General features: G+C 30.7%; 13 protein-coding genes and 1 tRNA gene. 4 read left to right on the top strand and 10 right to left on the bottom strand.

Going from position 1 to position 21,669, the window contains the following annotated elements; all coding sequences use genetic code 11:
* Window positions 1–3: 3 nt before the first annotated feature.
* The gene (locus ACIJYB_RS00165) at window positions 4–747 is read left to right on the top strand and encodes an alpha/beta hydrolase (RefSeq protein WP_435151092.1); all 744 of its coding nucleotides are present in this window, start codon (window positions 4–6) and stop codon (window positions 745–747) included.
* On the opposite strand, the gene gltB is transcribed toward ACIJYB_RS00165, so the two are convergent.
* Window positions 744–5,249, bottom strand: coding sequence for a glutamate synthase large subunit (gltB, locus tag ACIJYB_RS00160; protein WP_435151090.1), 4,506 nt, complete (start codon window positions 5,247–5,249; stop codon window positions 744–746). The genes ACIJYB_RS00165 and gltB overlap by 4 nt on opposite strands.
* Window positions 5,249–6,688 (bottom strand): NAD(P)-dependent oxidoreductase, encoded by a 1,440-nt coding sequence (locus tag ACIJYB_RS00155; protein WP_435151088.1) that lies wholly within the window; start codon window positions 6,686–6,688, stop codon window positions 5,249–5,251. Before ACIJYB_RS00155 ends, gltB begins: the two co-directional genes overlap by 1 nt.
* 181 nt (window positions 6,689–6,869) lie before the next feature.
* Here ACIJYB_RS00155 and ACIJYB_RS00150 point away from each other — a divergent pair, with 181 nt between their 5' ends.
* Complete coding sequence (locus tag ACIJYB_RS00150) at window positions 6,870–7,634, top strand: undecaprenyl-diphosphate phosphatase (protein WP_435151087.1); 765 nt, start codon at window positions 6,870–6,872, stop codon at window positions 7,632–7,634.
* On the opposite strand, the gene ACIJYB_RS00145 is transcribed toward ACIJYB_RS00150, so the two are convergent.
* The 4 genes from ACIJYB_RS00145 to ACIJYB_RS00130 all read right to left on the bottom strand — a co-directional run bounded on the left by ACIJYB_RS00145 (window position 7,631) and on the right by ACIJYB_RS00130 (window position 14,153).
* Window positions 7,631–8,524: a DMT family transporter gene (locus ACIJYB_RS00145; protein ID WP_435151085.1), complete on the bottom strand. Its 894-nt coding sequence runs from the start codon at window positions 8,522–8,524 to the stop codon at window positions 7,631–7,633. The genes ACIJYB_RS00150 and ACIJYB_RS00145 overlap by 4 nt on opposite strands.
* Window positions 8,525–8,532: 8 nt before the next feature.
* Window positions 8,533–9,798, bottom strand: a complete 1,266-nt coding sequence (locus tag ACIJYB_RS00140; RefSeq protein ID WP_435151083.1) for a 2-oxo acid dehydrogenase subunit E2 — start codon at window positions 9,796–9,798, stop codon at window positions 8,533–8,535.
* The gene (gene aceE / locus ACIJYB_RS00135) at window positions 9,798–12,836 is read right to left on the bottom strand and encodes a pyruvate dehydrogenase (acetyl-transferring), homodimeric type (RefSeq protein ID WP_435151081.1); all 3,039 of its coding nucleotides are present in this window, start codon (window positions 12,834–12,836) and stop codon (window positions 9,798–9,800) included. Before aceE ends, ACIJYB_RS00140 begins: the two co-directional genes overlap by 1 nt.
* Window positions 12,837–12,965: 129 nt before the next feature.
* The gene (locus ACIJYB_RS00130) at window positions 12,966–14,153 is read right to left on the bottom strand and encodes an acetyl-CoA C-acetyltransferase (RefSeq protein ID WP_435151080.1); all 1,188 of its coding nucleotides are present in this window, start codon (window positions 14,151–14,153) and stop codon (window positions 12,966–12,968) included.
* Between the two features lie 74 nt (window positions 14,154–14,227).
* Here ACIJYB_RS00130 and ACIJYB_RS00125 point away from each other — a divergent pair.
* Window positions 14,228–14,304 (top strand) — tRNA-Arg (locus ACIJYB_RS00125).
* A gap of 119 nt (window positions 14,305–14,423) precedes the next feature.
* On the top strand, window positions 14,424–14,849 hold the full coding sequence (locus ACIJYB_RS00120; protein ID WP_435151078.1) for a PaaI family thioesterase: 426 nt from the start codon (window positions 14,424–14,426) through the stop codon (window positions 14,847–14,849).
* Here the strand turns inward: ACIJYB_RS00120 and ACIJYB_RS00115 are convergent, their stop codons facing one another.
* From ACIJYB_RS00115 to ACIJYB_RS00100, 4 genes are all read right to left on the bottom strand, one after another.
* Window positions 14,850–17,171, bottom strand: coding sequence for a TRAP transporter permease (locus ACIJYB_RS00115; RefSeq protein WP_435151076.1), 2,322 nt, complete (start codon window positions 17,169–17,171; stop codon window positions 14,850–14,852).
* Window positions 17,172–17,246: 75 nt separating this feature from the next.
* A complete protein-coding gene (locus ACIJYB_RS00110; protein WP_435151074.1) occupies window positions 17,247–18,251 on the bottom strand; it encodes a TAXI family TRAP transporter solute-binding subunit in 1,005 nt (334 codons plus the stop codon).
* A gap of 72 nt (window positions 18,252–18,323) precedes the next feature.
* Window positions 18,324–19,550 carry a pyridoxal phosphate-dependent aminotransferase gene (locus ACIJYB_RS00105; RefSeq protein ID WP_435151072.1) on the bottom strand — a complete coding sequence of 409 codons (1,227 nt, stop codon included), beginning with the start codon at window positions 19,548–19,550 and terminating at the stop codon, window positions 18,324–18,326.
* Window positions 19,551–21,512 (bottom strand): acetoacetate--CoA ligase, encoded by a 1,962-nt coding sequence (locus ACIJYB_RS00100; RefSeq protein WP_435151070.1) that lies wholly within the window; start codon window positions 21,510–21,512, stop codon window positions 19,551–19,553.
* Between the last annotated feature and the right edge of the window lie 157 nt (window positions 21,513–21,669).

Raw genomic sequence — 21,669 nt, 5'->3', positions numbered from 1 at the left:
ATTATGACTCATTTCAAATATCACAAAATCTCAAAAAGTAAGAAAATTAGATTTATTTGTAACATTTATAAAAATTCTTCATTTATTGTTTTTTTACATGGCTTTATGTCTGATTTAGAGGGAAAAAAACCAAATACTTTTTTAAAATTTGCTAAAAAAAATAAACTAAGTTTTTTAGCACTAGAATACTCGGGACATGGAAAATCATCAGGAAAATTTATAAATGGCAACATTACAAAATGGAGTAACGAAACTTCAATTCTCATAAAAAAATTTGTTAAAAATAATGATTTTATTATTGTTGGGTCAAGCATGGGTGCATGGTTAGCACTTAAACAATTTCAAGAATTCAAAAGTCAAATAAAAGGATTTTTAGGTATTGGTTCTGCACCTGAGTTTTTAGAGAACTTGATGTGGAAAAAATTTTCAAAAAAAATGAAATCTGAAACTATTAAAAATGGAATTTTACATTTGAAGCATGGTAATTATGAATATCCAATTACTCTTCAATTGATAAAAGATGGTAGAAAAAATAAGGTTTTAAATAAAAAAATAAGTTCCAAAATAAATGTTACTATGGTTCACGGTCAAAAAGATGAGGTTGTACCAGTTCCTTATTCAAGAAAAGTTCTAAAGATTTTTCAAAAAGCTAAAAAAAAATTAGTAATTGTTCAAGATGGAGATCACAGTTTATCAAGTCAAAAATGGCTTAAAATGATAATTAAAGAACTTAAATTGATTATCTAACTAACATCTTTAATAATTGGCTTGAGACTTATCGGATTATTAAGTTTGTCTAACATTTCTTTAGGACAAACTTGAATAAAGTTATTTAACTCTTCGTCAAAATTTTTAATTATTTTTTGAGATAAATCAGATCCAGTTTCCTTAAAATGCTCTAAAATTAATTCTTTAAGAAATTTTTTCCAATAATCAGTTTCCAGATTTTGCCAAATAACAGACTCTGGATTAACCTTTTTTTCAAAGTCTTGATCTTTATCATAAATAAAAGCCATTCCACCAGTCATTCCTGCTGCGAAATTATCTCCTACCTTTCCTAAAATTATTACTGTTCCACCTGTCATATATTCACATCCATTAGAGTCACACCCTTCAATCACAGCAGTAGCACCTGAGTTTCTTACGGCAAATCTATCCCCTGCTTGACCTGCAGCAAAAAGTTTACCCGATGTCGCTCCATAAAGAACTGTGTTCCCTATAATTGTATTTTCATTTGATATTAAATTACTTTCATCTGAAAGTTTTATTGAAATTGTTGCACCTGATAAACCTTTTCCAACATAATCATTTGCATCGCCTTTTAGTATCAGCTTTAGTCCTTTCGATGTAAAAGCACCAAAGGATTGACCAGCTGAACCTATAAAATTTAGCTCTAAAAAATTTTCATTTATTTTTTCATATCCATACTTCATAAATAAATGATGTGAAATTCTTGTACCAACTGCTCTATTGGTATTTTTAATTGGGTACTCTTTCTCAATTTTTTCTGATTTATCTAAAGACTCTTCTATCTCTGGCCAAATTTCTTGGTCTAATGTATCTGGTACTTTATTAATTGATGAGTTCTCACAATATCTTTTATTGCTACCTGGGTCAGCTTGTACAAAAAGTGGGTTTAAATCTAAATCATCTAAATTTTCAGAAGCTTTATTAACTTGCATTAATAAATCTGTTCTTCCTATTATTTCATTTAAAGATTTAAAACCAAGTTCAGCTAAAATTTCTCTGACTTCTGATGCAATAAAAGTAAACAAATTTACAATTTTATCAGGTGTACCAGTAAATTTTTTTCTTAAATCTTCATCTTGTGTACATACTCCTACTGGACAAGTATTTGAATGACATTGTCTTACCATTATGCATCCCATAGCAACTAAAGCTGTTGTCGCTACTCCATATTCTTCTGCTCCCATCATTGCAGCAATCACAACATCTCTTCCTGTTTTAATTCCACCATCTGTTCTTAAGGTCACTTTGTGTCGTAGATTATTTAATGTCAGCACTTGGTTAGCTTCCGTAAGACCCATTTCCCATGGAATACCAACATATTTAACACTAGTTTGTGGTGTTGCTCCAGTTCCCCCATTATGACCAGAGATCAATATTATATCCGCCTCGGCTTTTGCTACACCAGCTGCAATTGTTCCCACTCCTGATGATGCAACAAGCTTAACACCTATTCGAGCATTTGGATTAATTTGTTTCAGATCATAAATTAATTGAGCTAAATCTTCTATAGAGTAAATATCGTGATGAGGTGGTGGAGAAATAAGAGTAACCCCCGGTGTTGAGTGTCTTAACTTTGCGATTTCCTCTGTAACTTTAAATCCTGGTAACTGACCACCTTCTCCTGGTTTTGCACCCTGAGCAATCTTGATTTCAATTTCATTACAATTATTTAGGTAATTTATAGTTACACCAAACCTTGCAGATGCTATTTGTTTAACTCTTGAATTTGCACTGTCTCCACTATCTAAGACTTTAAATCTTTTTTCGTCCTCTCCACCTTCGCCACTGCAAGAAGCACCTTTAATTCTGTTCATTCCAATTGCTAGTGTTTCATGAGCCTCTTTGGATAGTGCTCCATGAGACATACTTCCGCTTCCAAATCTTTTTAGGATTTTTTCTATTGGTTCAACTTCAGAAAGATTAATCGACGGACCTAGCTTTTTCTTTCTAAAATTTATTAAATCTCTCAAATTTATTGGGGGTAAATTATAAATTCCTTCAGCATATCTTTTATAAGCTTCATAAGAATTTGATCCAACAGCACTTTGTAATAAGTGTATTAATTTTCCTTGATATTGATGAGTTTCTCCATTTTTTCTATATCTATAAATTCCACCAATAGGTAAAACTGTTTCATTACTGTCAAATGCCTCTTTGTGTATTTCACGAATTTTTTTTTCAATCCCTGTCAAACCTATTCCAGAAATCTTTGAAGTAATCCCTGGAAAATAATCATTCACTATGGTTCTACTTAAACCCACTGTTTCAAAGTTACATCCACCTCTATATGAGCTTAAAACTGATATACCCATTTTTGACATTATTTTAAGAAGACCAGCATTAACCGATTTTATGTATCTTTTAACACAATCGTCAAAACTAAATTGTTCAAACAATTTCTTGTTATGCCTTTGATATAAACTATCAAAAGCTAAATATGGATTAACAGTGGTTGCGCCCACACCTAATAAAGTTGCAAAAGAATGTGTATCCATTGCCTCACCAGATTGCACATTTATTGAAACATAGCCTCTAAGTTTTTTATTAATTAAAAAAGTATTAATTGCACCAACACATAAAAGCATTGGAACAGGCAAATTCTCATTAGATAAATTTTTATCACTAAGTATTAACTGTGTTACTCCTTGTCTGACAGCAATTTCTGAATCTTTTTGCATTCTGTCTATAGCAACTGATAAATTTTCATCTTTTGAAAAAGTACAATCTATAATCACAGAATTTTTTCCAAAAAAATTTATAAATTTGTTCAGTTGTGAATTAGATAAAATTGGACTATTTAGAACATAAATATTCTCTTTTGTTAGTGTATCAAAATCTAATATATTTCCTAAGTTTCCAAATCTTGTCTTTAAACTCATAACTTTATTTTCTCTTAAAGAGTCAATTGGCGGGTTAGTTACTTGGCTAAAGTTCTGTCTAAAGAAATGGTACAAAGGTCTATATTTGTCAGAAAGTACAGCTAAAGGTGTGTCATCTCCCATTGATCCAATGGCCTCTTTTGCATCCTCTGCCATAGGATGTAATATCAATTCAAGATCTTCCAGACTAATTCCGAAAGTATGTTGTCTTCGACGAAGATCCTCTCCTTCAAAATTATTTTTTTCACTAGAAATTAATAACTTTTCATCCAAATCTACTATTTGAGAATTAAAGTGTTTAAACTCTTTTGCTAAATAATCTTTTATATCATCATTAAAAAATACTTTTCCTTTTTCAATTCTAAGACCTATAATTTCCCCAGGACCTAATCTTCCTTTTGATAATATCTTTTTTTCATTTAATTCAATCATTCCCGTTTCTGATCCAGCAAAAAGTAATTTATCTTTTGTTATTGCGTATCTAAGAGGTCTTAATCCATTTCTGTCATTAGCTGCAATAATCCACTCATTATCTGTTGCTGCAATTGCTGCTGGACCATCCCATGGCTCCATTGTGCTATTCAAAAAATTAAATAATTGTTGATGGCTTTTAGATAGTGTCTTGTTTTTTTTAGACCAAGCGTCAGGTACCAACATAAGCTTAGCTAGCGGCGCAGGTTGTCCAGATTTATTTAATAATTCAAAAACATTATCAAGTGCTGCTGAGTCAGAAACACCTTTTTGTATAACTGGTTTTAAATTTTCTATATCTTCAAAAAGTGGGCTGCTCATTTCTTGCTCATGGACCTTCATCCAATTTTTGTTTCCTTTATAAGTATTTATTTCTCCATTATGCGCTATAGCTCTAAATGGTTGCGCAAGACTCCAGCTAGGCGCTGTATTAGTTGAGAATCTTTGGTGAAATATTGCGTATCTTGAGACAAATCTTTCATCTTTTAAATCTAAATAAAAATCTGATATTGCCTCAGCTAAATAAAGTCCTTTGTATATTATTGACTTTGAGCTTATTGAACAAATATAAAAATTATTTAGAGATGATTGAAAAGCTTTGTTTTCAATTTTTTTTCTAGTTTCATAAATTTTTCTCTCTAATTCTTTATCAAGTAAATTCTGATCATTGGATTTAAAAAGGACCTGGATTATTTCTGGCATAGTTTGTAAAGCTTTATCACCTAAAACTTTTGGATTAACGGGTACTTGTCTCCAGCCATAAATGCTAAAATTATTCTTGGTAAGTTCACTTTCAACAATTGTTTTGCAGGCCTCTTGTGCAGCGTAATCGTTTCTTGGTAAAAATATCATGCCCACACAAATTTCTGAATTATCATAATCGTGTCCAGTTACCTCAATTTTTTCTATGAAAAAATCCTTTGGAATTTCTATATGAATTCCAGCTCCATCACCTGTTTTTCCATCTGCATCTACTGCTCCTCTATGCCAAACAGCCTTAAGAGCCTCTATGCCATATTCAACAATCTTCCTAGATTTTTTTCCCTCAGTTGAGGCGATAACACCCACTCCACATGCATCATGCTCCATTTCCGTTGAATAAACATGATTTTTTTCAAGTAGTTTTAAATTTTTTTTATAGTTTTTCATTAAGCAACTTTTGAAGTTTTAATTTCATTGTTTTCAAGATGAGTTTTTATTGCTAAAGCTGCGTCTCTTCCATCTTTAATAGCCCAAACGACTAATGAAGCACCCCTTACAATATCACCTGCAGCAAAAACCCCTTTTAAATTAGTCTCCATTGTATCGAAATCTGTTTTTATAGTTCCCCATTTTGTAATTTGTAATTCTTTAGAATCAAATAATTTTGGGAGATCTTCTGGATCAAAACCAAGTGCTTTAATTACCATGTCAGCTTTAACTTCGTAATCTGATCCTTGCTGAACTTCGGGTCGTCTTCTACCACTTTCATCAGGTTCACCTAATTTAATTTGGTCAACTATTAATCTTTCAACTTTATTTGTACCCTTAAATTCTTTTGGGCTTGTTAACCAAACAAATTTAACTCCTTCTTCTTCAGCATTGGCCACTTCTCTTGCAGATCCAGGCATATTTTCTTTATCTCTTCTATACAAACACTTAACTGATTTTGCTTTTTGTCTTATTGAGGTCCTTACACAATCCATGGCTGTATCTCCACCACCAATAACGACTACATCTTTTCCCTCTGCATTCAAAATACCTTTATCAAACATCTCAACCTTATCACCTAATCCTTTTTTATTTGAGGCAGTCAAAAAATCCATTGCTGGAAAAATATTGTTAAGATCGTTTCCTGGCAGTTCAACTTCCCTAGCTTTATAAACACCTGTTGCTATTAATATTGCATCATGTTTTTTTCTTAGCTGATCTAAAGTTGCATCTTTACCAACTTCAAAATTTTGAACGAATTCGATGCCCCCATCTTTTAAAAGTCTGGTTCTTCTCTCAACAACCTCTTTTTCTAGTTTAAAATTTGGAATACCATAGATTAATAAACCACCAGCTCTGTCATACCTGTCGTAAACTGTAATCTTATAACCATTTTTCCTTAGCTGTTCCGCTGCAGCCAATCCTGCTGGTCCAGCACCAATTATTCCAACACTCTGATCTTTCTCATTTATAACATCAATAGGTTTTACCCAACCTCGTTCCCATGCATTATCAGTAATATATTTCTCCATTGAGCCAATAGTTACAGTTCCGTGACCTGATTGTTCAATCACACAGTTACCCTCACATAATCTGTCTTGCGGACAAATTCTTCCACAAACTTCTGGCATGTTATTGGTGCTTTGAGATAGTTCATAAGCCTCTTTTAGCCTTCCTTCAGCAGTCAATTTAAGCCAATCAGGAATGTTATTACTTAAAGGACAATGTACTTGGCAAAAAGGAACTCCGCATTGAGAACATCTGCTAGATTGTTCTTTTGCTTTATCACCAATAAATTCATCATATATTTCATTGAAGTCTTTTTTTCTTACTTCTGTACCTCTTTTAGGTGGAGTTTGTTGACCTATCTTTACAAATTTAAGCATTTTATCAGTCATAAAATAAATATTTTAATCAAATTATACCTTGATTTTATTAATTAAAGCTAAAAATAGGTCAGCTATTTTGACCTTTAGAAACACTATTAGATTGAAAATTAAAGGATTTTTAATTATCGCATACCTAATATGCTTAAATCGAATTGTTTTAAATAGATTTTTTTTAAGCTAGTTAGATAAAATGTTTCAAAACATTATAGAAGTTTTAATGCTGTCAGCTATTCAGGGTATTTCTGAATTCTTACCAATAAGCTCATCCGCACATCTCATAATAGTATCAAGTTTATATGAATTCAAATCTAGCTCTCTATTAATAGATATTAGTCTCCATCTAGGATCCTTATTTGCTATTGTTTATTATTTTAGAGAAAATTTGTTAGATTATAAAAACAATAAAAGATTACTCAGTCTTATCTTAATTGGATCAATTCCATTAATCATTGTTGGATATGCTTTATATACTACAGGCATTATTTATAGTTTACGAAATATAAAAGTTATTGCATGGACAACTTTGGTTTTTGGAATCGTTTTATATATTGCAGATAAAAATCGTTTTGATAAAAAAATATCTTCAAATCTAAATCTTCAATCAATTCTTTTTATAAGTGTATTTCAAATTCTTTCATTGATACCAGGAGTTAGTAGGGCAGGTATAACAATTACTGCTGCAAGGATTTTAAGATTTAATAGATTGGATTCTTCAAAAATATCATTTTTACTTTCAATCCCTGCTTTGGCTGGAGCTAGTTTTTTAGGATTAAAAGATGTATTTACTCAATCAACTAGTTTTAATTACTTAGTAATAATTGCAATAACTGCATCATTTTTTTTTTCTTTTGTAACGGTAAAATTTTTTTTGATTTATATTAACAAATTCTCCATGAATGCCTTCGTAATTTATAGAATTATAATAGCATTAATCTTGTTTGCTCTAATTTATTAAGAATATTTTTTTTTAATTAAAGGTAATAGTTGAGATAGCAAAACACCACTTAGAATAAAAAAGCATCCAAGCAAATTATTGATATCTAAAATTTGATCTAAAATATACCAAGCTGCAATAGTTGCAAATACTCCCTCTAAAGAAAAGATTATAGCTGCAGGGGCAGGGGTTATATTTTTTTGAGCATAAATTTGTAAAACAAAAGCAAAACCTCCTGATAAAATACCAGCATACAATATAGAGCTTATTTCTTTCATAATATTAATATAAATAAACTCTTCGTAAAAAAATCCTATTGCAAAAGAAAGTAACGAAACAATAAGGGTTTGAATAGCACCAAGAGTTAAGGGAAGATTATACTTTTTAACAATTATTCCTGTGAAAATTATGTGAGTACTCCAAAATAAAGCTCCAAGAATTACCAAACTATCTCCAAGTCTTACTGTTGCGTCATAAAAGTTTGTTAATAAATAACCTCCAATCAAACACAAAACAACAGATGGCCAAACACTCCAATGAATTGATTTTTTTTTAAATATAAAAATTATAATTGGAACAATTGGGACATAAAAAATTGTGAAAAATGCAGCGTTTGCAACGTCTGTATACAGAAGTGCAACTTGTTGCAAAGCAGAACCCAAAAACAAAGACAAACCAATTAAAATTGAGAGATTGATGAAAGTTTTAATGTCAGATTTAAACTCTGACTTAAATTTTTTTAACTCAAATATCAAAACTAACGGCGTGATAGCCAAAAAACCGATAAAAAATCTAACTGAATTAAATGTGAATGGGCCAATATTATCCATACCTGTATCTTGAGCAATAAATGTTGTGCCCCAAATAAAAGTACATAACAATGCACTTAATAATGAAGTAGTTTTTGACATGATTTATATTAGACAGCTAGTTTGAAGGCAAAATTTTTACCTAAATTTTCTTTTAAGTCATTATTAAATCTTGCTGCCTCAGCGCCATCTATAATTCTATGGTCATAAGATAGAGAGATTGGTAACATTATTCTTGTTTGAAATTTTCCATTAATAAAAATTTGCTTTTTTTGCGATTTACCCACTCCTAAGATTGCGACCTCTGGAAAATTTATAATTGGAGTAAAAAATGACCCACCTATTCCACCTAAACTTGTAATGGTCATAGATCCACCAAATAATTCTTTTTTATCGATTTTGAGATTTCTACAAAGTTCACTAACTTCTTTTAATTCATTGCTGAGTAATGAAATTTTTTTGTTATTAGCATTTCTGATTTTAGGAACCATTAAACCATTTGGCGTATCGACAGCAATTCCAATATGAAAATATTTTTTTAATGTCATTTTTCCAGTGTCAATTTCATCAATAGAGGAATTAAAACTTGGGAATTTTTTTAAAGATGCGACTAATGCTTTAATTATAAATGCTAAAGGAGTAATTTTAATTTTTTCTCCAGTATACATATCGGTCAGAGAACTTCTGAAGTTTTCCATTTCTGTTATATCTGCCTCATCATGATTTGTAACATGGGGTATAGTAGTCCATGAATTAGATAAATAAGTTGAAGATAATTTCTTTACTCTTGGAATATCTTTAATTTCAATTTCTCCAAAATCAGAATGCTCAAATTCATTTTTAATTTTATTTGACTTATTTTTTTTAACTTCATCAATATTTTTAGGTTTAGAAGAAACAAATTTTTTAATATCGTCCTCAATAACTCTTCCATCTTTTTCACTTCCAACAACTTGTCTAATATCTACTCCAAGTTCTCTTGCAAATTTTCGAGCTTTTGGACTTGCATAGGAAATATCGTCAGATGTATTTCTATTTTGAATTTTTGTAGTTTGTTCTATTTCAGGTTTAATTACTTTAATTCTTTTAAATTCTTTTTCAATTTCTGGTGTTTTTTCAGCTACTTTGTTTATTTGTGACTTGCTATCTAAAGTTAATATCAAATCACCTTCTGAAATTTTATCTCCTACTTTTATTTTTAAATTTTTAATTTTTCCCTCAAAGTTAGAAGGGATTTCTACGCTAGATTTGTCACTTTCAATCGTTATCAAGGGATCGTTTTTTTTAATTATTTGGTCTTCTGAAACTAAGACCTCTATTACTTCAACATCTTTAAAATCTCCAATATTTGGTACTTTAACTTCAGTTTCTGACATTATAATTTAGTTGGCATTGGTTTTTCACCATCAATATTATATTTCTTTATTGCTTCTTCTGCATATTTTGAGGCTATCAACTGCTCTTTAGCCAAAACACTTAAGCTATAGGCAACCAAGTGCTCTTTATCTACCTCAAAAAACTTTCTTAAATTTTTTCTAGTATCACTTCTACCAAAACCATCTGTTCCTAGAGAGTAAAAACTTTTGTTAGTGTATGGTCTTATTTGATCTGAATTCATTCTCATGTAATCTGATGCTGCCATTATTGGACCTTCAGATTTTCCCAGACATTTTTCAACAAATGAAGTTTTTTGTTCTTTGTCAGGATTTAAAAGATTATATCTCTCAACCTCCATTCCATCTCTTCTTAATTCATTAAAACTTGTCACACTCCAAATTTCACTATCAATTTGATAATCACTTTGAAGCACTTCAGCTGCAGCTATCATCTCACGAAGAATAGTGCCTGATCCTAAAAGTTGGATTTTTGTCTTCTTAAAATTATTAAATTCTTTAATCTTATACATTCCTTTAAGAATACCTTCTTCACAATTTTTATCTTTTGGCATTTCAGGATGAGAATAATTTTCATTCATTGTAGTAATATAATAAAAAACATTTTCCTTCTTCTCATGCATTCTTCTCATACCTTCTCTAAAAATTACAGCTAGTTCGTAATGAAAAGTTGGATCATAAGTTACACAATTTGGTATTGTAGAAGCTATTAAATGACTGTGTCCATCTTGGTGTTGAAGCCCTTCTCCAGCTAAAGTCGTTCTTCCAGCAGTGGCACCAATTAAAAATCCTCTTGCCTGACTATCACCAGCAGCCCATGCAAGGTCACCAATTCTTTGAAAACCAAACATAGAATAAAAAATATAAATTGGTATCATTTCTATATCATGATTTGTATATGCTGTAGCAGCTGCAATCCAAGATGACATCGCTCCAGCTTCGTTAATTCCTTCCTCTAATACTTGGCCACTTTTATCTTCGCGATAAGAACTTAACTGTGCAGCATCTTCTGGTTCATATTTTTGCCCCTCGTGTGCATATATTCCAATTTTTTGGAAAAAACCTTCCATTCCGAATGTTCTTGCTTCATCAGGAATGATTGGGACTAATCTTGGTGAAATATTTTTATCTCTTAGTAAATTAGTAAACATTCTTACCATTGCCATTGTTGTTGACATCTCTTTTTCACCAGTTGAAACTTTCATAAAATCAAAAATATCTTTTGATGGCGCTTTAATTGGTTTTGCATAAGTTGTTCTTTCAGGTAAATAACCACCTAAATTCAACCTTCTCTCTTTTAAGTATTTAATTTCTGGTGATTTTTCATCTGGTTTAAAATATTCGATATTTCTAACTTGCTCATCTGTTAGAGGAACATCAAAACGATCTCTGTAATATAACAAATCATCTACATCTAATTTTTTTGTTTGGTGAGTAGTATTTACACTTTCACCTGTCTTACCCATTCCATATCCCTTAATAGTTTTAGCAATAATAACTGTCGGGCTTCCTTGGTTTTTTGTGGCTTTATCATAGGCAGCGTATACCTTGTGAGGATCATGACCGCCTCTATTTAGCCTCCAAATATCTTTATCTGAAAAACTAGAGACTAATTCTTGTGTTTCTGGATATTTACCAAAAAACTTTTCTCTAACATAAGTACCATTTCTAGCTTTCATTGCCTGATATTCGCCATCAACTGTTTCGTTCATTATTTTGACCAAGTGACCTGTTTTATCATTCGCTATCAACGAGTCCCAATACGAACCCCAAATTACTTTTATTACATTCCAACCAGCTCCACGAAAACTACCCTCCAATTCTTGAATAATTTTTCCATTTCCTCGTACAGGTCCATCAAGTCTTTGAAGGTTACAATTAATGACAAATATTAAATTATCTAATTTTTCTCTAGCAGCTAAACCAATTGCGCCCATTGACTCTGGCTCGTCCATTTCTCCATCGCCTAAAAAAGCCCAAACTTTTCGACCTTCGTCTTTTATAAGACCTCTATTAATAAGATATTTCATGTATCTTGCCTGATAAATTGCAAGCATAGGACCAAGACCCATTGAAACAGTTGGAAATTGCCAAAACTTAGGCATCAACCAGGGGTGAGGGTATGAAGAGAGTCCACCTGATTTAACTTCTTGTCTAAAACTATCCAATTGTTTTTCGTTTAATCTTCCTTCTAAAAATGCCCTAGAATATACTCCTGGAGCACTATGTCCTTGAAAATAAACTAAATCTCCACCAAATTTATTATTTTTTGCTCTCCAAAAATGATTCATTCCAACATCATATAATGTAGCAGCCGAAGCAAATGTTCCTATGTGTCCACCAAGTTCTGGGAACTTTTTGTTTGCTCTTACAACCATTGCAGCTGCATTCCATCTTATTAAAGACCTAATTCTTCTTTCAATATTTTGGTCTCCATTTGATTTAACTTCTGCTTCTGGTGGGATTGTATTTATATATGGTGTATTTTGCGTATAAGGAATGTTTGCTCCTTCTCGATATGCTTTATTAATTAATTCTTTAATTAAAAAATGAGCCCTTTGATTTCCATCTTTTGAAATTACTTCCGACAAAGATTCTAACCAATCTTGAGTTTCTAAAGGATCAATATCATTTCCATTAGTTACTTGAATAATTGATTGTTCTTTTTTTTGAGTTGGTTGTTTAGAAACCGCAACCTCTTCCTCTTTCTTAGTCATAGCTACTTCGGCTTGTTTTATGATGCTTTCAGTGTCTTTTGGAATTGGAGCACTTTGTTTATTTTCACCTGATGAAACAATGTTTAAGATTAAACTTCCCTTTGAAACTTTATCTCCTACTTTAACTTCAACTGACTCTATTTTACCTGAGACTGTTGACGGAATTTCAACACTCGATTTATCACTTTCGATCGTAATTACTGGATCATTTATATTTAGTTGATCTCCTTGTTTTACAAGAATCTCTATAACTTCAACTTCGTCAAAATCTCCAATATCAGGGACAAGTAATTTTTCACTCATTATTTTTAATGTTTTATATACCTAAAAAAAATTTATTGATTTTTATTTTAACACATTAATTAGGGTTTTTTTGAAAACATGTATTTTAATTGAACAAAAAGTTGTAAAAATAAAACAAATTGGCGCTTTTTAGTTTCTTTCAACACACATTGCGATACCCATTCCACCTCCGATACAGAGTGCAGCACATCCTTTTGTTTTATTTTGTTTTATCATTTCATGAATAAGTGTAACTAATATTCTAGTCCCTGATGCGCCGATAGGATGTCCTAATGCTATTGCGCCACCATTTACATTTACTTTAGACTGATTAATTTTTAAGTCTTTAATCACGGCGATACTTTGAGCTGCAAATGCCTCATTTATTTCAAACAGATCAACATCTTTTAAGCTCCAACTTGCTTTATTAAGCGCTTCTTTAATAGCAGGTATAGGGCCGAGACCCATCAAAGATGGTTCAACTCCACAAGATGCCCAGGAAGTTATTTTAACTAATGGTTCTAGTGATTTATGTTCTGCTTGTTTTCTTGTCATCAATACTGTTGCAGCTGCTCCATCATTAATTCCAGATGAGTTGCCTGGGGTAACTGTTCCATTTTCTTTAAAAACTGTTTTTAATTTTTTTAAGTCTTCTAGTTTTAAATTATCTCTTGGGTGCTCATCTTTATCAAATACGAAGCTTTCTTCATTATTATTTATTTGTAATTTAATTAATTCATCTTTAAATTTATTTTTGTTTATTGCTTCTTGTGTTTTTTCTTGAGAATTTAATGAAAAGATATCTTGCTCATCTCTTGTAATTTGAAATTTTTCTGCAACATTTTCTGCTGTAACTCCCATATGATAATTGTTAAATGAGTCTAATAATCCATCATTAATCATGGTATCTACTAATTCTTTTTCTAATAATTTTTTATTTTCTCTATAAAATATTGAATGTGGTGCTCTTGACATATTTTCCTGTCCACCTGAAATAATTATTTTGTTTTCTCCAAGCTTAATAGATTGATAACCTGAAATTACAGACCTTAACCCAGATCCACACACTTGGTTAATAATGTGTGCAGGTTGTGAAACTGGAATCCCAGCACGAATAGAAGCTTGTCTGGCTGGATTTTGACCTAAACCAGAGGTAAGAACATGGCCCATAATCACTTCATCAACTTCATATGCTTTTATTTTTGAATTATGAATAACTTCTTTAATTACAAGTGCACCTAACTTATCTGCACTAATGCTTTTTAGGGATCCTTTATATGTACCTATCGGTGTTCTTAGTGCAGATGTTATAACAACATCATCTAATTTTTTGCTCATTGATTGCTTAACATAATATTTAATAAGTTAAATTACATCAAAAACTTTGATATATGGAGATAATTATTTAATAAGGACCGCTGGCCAAATTGGATAAGGCGCTCGGCTACGAACCGGGAGATTCCAGATTCGAGTTCTGGGCGGTCCACCAAAAAAGGAATTAAAATGTTAGATTGGTTGTTAAAAGCATCATTACAAAAATCAGTAATTTATTTTTTTATAATTGTTTTAATAATTTTATTAATTTTAACTTTTGTATTATAAAAAACTATGAGCATTGATTATGAACAAATAAGTATTAAGCCAGGATTTATGAAACATAATGGGGGTGTTTTATTTAGAACAATATCAGAAACAGAATATGAATTTAAATCTACTATCAATGAAAATCATTTAAATGCTGCTGGAATAACTCATGGTGGTTATCTATCTGCTTTAATCGATGCTGGAGCGGGCACTGCAGCACACAGAGCCTCTGGTAATGCACCTTGTGTTACTATTTCTCTAGATTTAAAATTTATTGGTGCTTCTAAAGTAGGAGATGAAATAACAGGATTAACCAAAATACTAAAAAAAACAAATACCCTCATATTTTTATTCTGTGAATTAAGATGTAATGACAAGATCATTACTTCAGCATCTGGAATTTGGAAAATTTTAAAAGTCAAACCTTCAAATTTAGGTCCAGGCGGTTAATTATTCTTTTCTTCTATAATTCAAGTAACCAAAAATTATTAAAAGTAAAATTGCAATAGGATAAATAACACCCTTATTTGGTCTGTTTGAATTTTCTATTTTTAATTCACTTATGAAGTCACCCATTTCAAACCCGCTTTTTTTAGCTTCTCCATTCCATTTTAAATTATCAACAACAATTCTATTTTCTTGTTTTACTAAACTAATTCCATAATCTTCTAAATTATATTCTTTTTCAAATGTATTTTTATTAATTACAAATAATTTGTATCTTTCTCCATATGGACTGGGTCTTGTAATTTTAAATCGCACTTCCTTTTTTGGATCTAATATAACTGAATTAATTGCACTAACATTTTGATAATTATATTTAGGATAAAATTTATTAAGAACAAACTCAGGAGACAATAACGAGAGAGAAATTATTAAAAAAATAACTATTTCATACCATTTTAATTTATTAATAAACCAGCCTTGCGTTGCTGAAGTAAATACTAATATTCCAGTTAAAGAAGTGATAATAACAACTAATGCATGCCAAATATTTTCTACTCCTATTAAAAGTAATTCATGATTAAATAAAAAAACAATTGGTAGTATTCCTGTTCTCAAACTATACCAAAATGCTTGGAGACCAGTTTTTAAAGGATCGCCTCCTGAAATGGCGGCAGCGGCATATGATGCAAGACCCACTGGAGGTGTTACATCTGCCATTAAACCAAAATAAAACACAAATAAATGAACTGCTATTAATGGAAAGATAAATCCTGACGCATTACCAACATCAACTAAAACTGTTGCCATTAATGAGGCAACAACCACATAATTTGCTGTTGTTGGTAACCCCATTCCTAATAATAAACATAGTATTATTGTTAAAAATAATAATATTGAAACATTGTCTTTTGCAATTGACTCGATAACTATAATTAAGTTTGTACTTAATCCTGTTGATCCAACAGCTCCAACTATTATACCAGCTGTTGCTATAGCAATTCCAACACCAACCATATTTAAAGCGCCTTTTTCAAAACCTACAATAGTTTGATTAAACCAAACTTTAAGTGAGTTTTTTAAATTCTCACCTTTAATAGTTAAATAAATTAAATTAACAAAAATGAGTGAAATAGTTGCGTAAAAAATAGAATAGGAGGCGGTAAACCTAAGGTAAACCAGCATATAAATTAATACAAAAATAGGTATCAAAAAATGAAGACCAGAAAGAAATGTTTTTTTCAAATTTGGCACATCTTCTTCTTCCATTCCTTTTAAATTTAATTTTAAAGCTTCTAAGTGAGATATATAAAATAGTGCTACGTATGAAATTATAGCAGGTAAAAAAGCATGCTTCACAATTTCAAAATACGTAACCCCAATAAAACTTGCCATTACAAAAGCTGCAGCTCCCATTACAGGTGGCATCAATTGACCATTAACAGAAGATGAAACCTCAATAGCACCCGCTTTTTCTTTTGAAAAACCAGTTTTCTTCATAATTGGAATAGTGAAGGTTCCTGTAGTCACTGTGTTGGCTATGGATGAGCCAGAAATTAAACCTGTCATTCCTGAGCCTAGAATTGCTGCTTTAGCAGGTCCACCTCTCATTTTTCCCACCATTGCAAAAGCTAAGTCTAGGAAATATTTTCCCCCTCCTGCTGTTTCTAATAGGGCACCAAACAGAACAAATAAAAAAATAAAATCTACAGAAACACCAATTGGAATTCCAAATATAGCTTCTTGATCAAGCCATTGGAAGCCAACTAATCTATTTAGCGAAAGTCCCCCATGTGAAATAATTTCTGGAGCATATCTTCCAAAATAAGAAAATAACAAAAAACAAACAGCGATGATAACAAGTGGTAAACCTATTGCTCTTCTGGTTGCCTCAAGCAAAATCAAAATACCACAACTACCAATAATTAACTCAACAGGTAGATTAAAATTTTCTACAATTATAATATTTAAAAGTACTCCCCCACGATCAACGAGTTGATCATAAAAAAAATAAATGTAGAGACAGCAAAAAGCCCCTGTAACGCTAATTATGATATCCAATAAAGATATCTTTTTTCCTTTAATAGTTGGATAAATTAAAAAAGCTAAAGTTAAAGCAAAACCTAAATGAATAGCTCTTGCTGGAAGCCCTTTAAACATTCCAATATTAAACCAGAAAGGAAAAGGTGATGCATACCAAAGTTGAAATAATGACCATATAATTGCAATAGCTGCAACAATTTTCAAATGTAAACCAGTAAAATTTTTTGTTGGAGAAAGATCTTCGCTAATTTTACTTTTTACTTTTTCATTGATAGCTTGATTCATTATAAAAATGATACCTTATTATAAAAAAAAGGCCCAATAAAAATCAGGCCTTTTTCTTTAATTAAGTAAATTATATTACATTAACCCAGCTTCTTTGTAGTATTTGATTGCACCTGGATGTAGTGGAGCAGATAAACCATCTTTAATCATGTTTTTCTTTTCCAAAAATCCAAAAGCAGGATGTTGTTTTTTGAAATCATCAAAATTTTCCATCACAGCTTTTACAACTAAATATACAAGTTCTTCAGAAACATCAGCAGAAGTTACAACGGTAGCTTTTACACCAAAAGTTGTAGCATCCTTTTTCTGACCTGTATAAGTTCCTTTAGGAATAATAGCTTGTGCATAATAGTCAGCACCACTTATTAAACCTTGAACCTCAGAACCTGTTAAATTTATTGGAGAGGCTTTAGCAGCACAAGTTGCTGCTTGTTCCATGGCACCATTAGGAAAACCTACTGAATAACCAAAAGCATCAATTTTACCATCACATAAAGCTTTTACTTGTTCTGAGGATGTAAGTTCAGTTGTTGATTTAAAATAACTATTATCAACACCCATAGCTTTCATCAGCTCTTCCATAGTTCCTCTTTGTCCTGAACCAGGGTTACCAATGTTAACTACTTTTCCTTTTAATCCAGCAAAATCTTTGATCTTTGCTTTTTTTCTAGCCCAAATTTGAAAAGGCTCATTATGAACTGAAAATACAGCTCTTAAATCACTGTATTGTTTTCCTTCCCATTTACTAGATCCGTTTACAGCATGATATTGCCAATCTGATTGAGCTACACCAAATTGAAACTCACCAGCTACTATTTGACCAATATTATAATTTGATCCACCAGTTGATGGTGCAGTACATCTGTATGCTTTAGCTGTACCTTTTTTTCTTCCATGCTCAGCACTTATTGCTGACTTGTGCAACATTTTACAAATAGCATTACCTGTTTGGAAATAAACTCCAGTGGGTCCGCCAGTTCCTATCGTGAAGAACTCAGCTGATTTTGCAACACCAGTTAAAGATAATGATGCAGCTAATATCAGTAAAGCACTCGATAGAGATGTAATTATTTTTTTCATTTATTCTCCCTCTATATCGTTATTTTTAAAAGTTAATTTAATCGTAATTAATTAGATATGTATAGTCAGATTTTATATTGATTCAGACCATTTTTTTAACTTATTAACACCTTCAATAATTTTAGGAGCAAGTTCATTAATAAGATTATTATCGATTTTTTGATTTGCATCAATTTTATTCATAAATTTTTGACCCTCAAAATCAGTAAAGCTTAATCTTGCTAACATTTTTTTTTGATCAAAACCAAAATCAGATCCAGGTAACAAAGCTACACCTGTATCCTTTAATATACTGTCACACATTTCTGATGAGGTATTAAATTTTTTATTTAAAAACTCAGGCATTAAATAAAATCCACCTTGAGGTTTACTGATTAAAACTTTATTAGATTTTAGATTTTCATAAACATAGTTACCAACTGCACTTAAAATCTTTCTAGATTTATCAATATAATGTGAGTGATCATTATTGTAAGCCCTTATTGCTGCATATTGAATGGGTGCGCTCACAGCAGAAAAAGTTTCACTTGCTAACACATTGATCATATTTTTAATTTCTTTTAATGAGTTTGGAACTAGGAAATAACCTAATCTCCATCCACCAGCTCCACACCATTTGCTTAATCCAGTGCTAATAATTGTTTTTTCAGGACAAAAATTAGAAATAGATTGATAATTATTTTTAAAACTTAACTCTGAATATATTTCATCAGACAGAATAATAAGATTATATTTTTTAGCCATATCTGCAATTTCCTCTAAATTTTCACAAATTTGACCAGATGGATTATTTGGTGAATTTAAGAATAATAAATAATTTTTATTTTGATCTTTTAAAATAATTTCTTCAATGTCTAAAGCAGTTGGAAACCAATTGTTCTCTCTTTTTGTTTGTAAAATTTGTGTTTTATTTCTACCTAGTATGGCTTGTGGAGCATAAGAAACCCAGCTAGGTGCAGGTAAGATAATTTCTCCATCAAAAATTACATGTAGTAAAAACATTAATTCTTTTGAGCCAGGTCCTATAATTACATTTTCAGATTTATAATTATAATTTTTTTTGCTCGATGTGTATTTTGCGACCACATCCCTCAACTCAGATAAACCTTGCATTGGCAAATATTTATTTTGATGTGCATTATTTTTTAACTCTTCAACTATACTCTCTGGCACCTTAAATGGTGATTGTCCAAATCCAAATCTAAATATTTTTTTACCTTGTTCTTCTAATTTTCTAGATGTTTCATTAATCAGAAGAGTAGATGATGGTTTTAAATTTTTAACTAAATCTTTTAACATTTAAGTACTTAATTCTTTTAAACCCTTAAATTGTTCTAATGCTTTAGGGTTTGCCAAAGCTTCTTCGTTTTTAATATTATTTCCTTCTATGGTATTTTTTACAGCTAGTTCAACTATTTTACCACTTTTAGTTCTTGGAATATCTTTGACTACAATTACTTTACTTGGAACATGTCTTGGAGAAGCATTCTTTCTTACTTGAGCCTTGATTTTTTTTAACAAATCTTCGGTAAGAAAAAATTTTGTATTCATAACAATAAATAAAACAATTCTAATGTCATTATCCCAAGATTGTCCTACTACTATTGACTCTTTTATCTCCTTAAACTTTTCAACTTCTGAATAAATCTCAGCTGTTCCAAGTCTAACACCGCCAGGGTTTAATGTTGTGTCTGATCTTCCATGAATAACAAATCCTCTAGTTGTTTTTATTTCAGCAAAATCACCATGATGCCAAGTATTTGGAAAACGATTAAAATATGCGTCTTTGAATTTATTATCATTTTTGTCATTCCAAAATTTTAAAGGCATTGTTGGAAATGGATTTTTACAAACTAATTCACCTTTACTGTTTTTAATAGACTTTCCTTTATCATTTAAAATATCAACATTTAAAGCTAAACCCTTATTCTGAATTTCGCCCATATATACTGGTTGATATATATTTCCTAAAACAAAACATGATACTATATCGGTTCCACCCGAAATTGATGACAAATGAACATCTTTTTTAATATTTTGATAAACATACTTAAATCCATCATTCGAAAGTGGTGAGCCAGTAGAACATATCGTTTTTAATTTATTAAGTTTATATCTATATTTTATAGTTGGCTTAAACTTACGAAGCGCATCAATATATTTTGCACTAACACCCAATAATGTAATTTTTTCCTTATCAGCAATTTTTAATAATAAATCATCTTTTTTAAACATTGGAGATCCATCAAATAAAACAATTGAAGCTTTTGATGCTAAGGAACTTATTAACCAATTCCACATCATCCAGCCACATGTCGTGAAGTAAAAAACATTATCACCTTCTTTTATATCACAATGTAATTGATGTTCTTTTTTGTGTTGAATTAATACACCACCAGTTCTGTGGCAAATACATTTTGGTTTACCAGTAGTTCCACTTGAATAAAGTATAGCAAGTTCATGTTCAAAATCAAAATTAGGATAAATCATATCCTTGATGTTGATTTTCATCAATTTTATCCATGAGGTTAGGTTTACCTTTTTAATTTTCTTTTTATATTTTATATAACTTTTTCCAGGATAGTTTGTTACTACAACATTTTTTATTGAAGGAATTGCTTTTAAAATTTCTGGAAGTCTATCTATGATATTAATTTGTTTGCCATTATAAAAATATTGATCTGTTATAAATAATATTTTTGGATTTATTTGAGAAAATCTTTCAATTACACCTTTAACTCCAAAATCGGGGGAGCAAGAAGACCAAATAGCACCAATCGCAGAAGTGGCAATAAAAGCCTCCACAGTTTCTATGGTATTTGGCATATAAGCTGCAACTCTATCTTTTTTTTTAATTTTTTTGTTTTTTAAAAACTGCACTAATTTATTAGTGCTTTCATTTAATTTTTGCCAATTTCTTTCTTCTCTAAAGCCATTTTCACTAATAAAGGTTGCTGCTTTTTCTTTATTGTTTTTAGCTAATAAATTATTAGCAAAATTCAATTTACTTCCCGGTAAAAATAAATTTTTGTAAAATATTTTTGATTTTTTGATTTTTTTATTACTTTTTATTCCATTAATTTTAGCAAAATCCCAAAAAGAGCTCCAAAAGTCTGATGAGTTTTTAATGCTCCAATCTAAAATCTTCTTAAAATCATTATTCAGTTTTATATTAAATTTATTTGAAATATATTTTTCAAATTGAAATAAATTTGAATTTTTTTTTTGATTTAAAGATGATTGCCAAAGTTTTTTGGTCATATTTTTTATGTAATTTATTATTATAGAATTAAAATTATTTATGCTAATCTATAAGAACTTTATAAGCAAAATGAGAACTTTTTACCCTCCGATTCGGTCATGTTTTAGTCCATTTTTGTTCTTTAACACCAACAATATCTGGTAGGTAAAAAAAAAA

The organism is Candidatus Pelagibacter bacterium nBUS_44, assembly GCF_051200895.1.
In the GTDB taxonomy this organism is placed as follows: Bacteria; Pseudomonadota; Alphaproteobacteria; order Pelagibacterales; family Pelagibacteraceae; genus Pelagibacter.
Note: the sequence above shows the minus strand (reverse complement) of the source record. Positions and strands in the feature narration are given on the sequence as shown.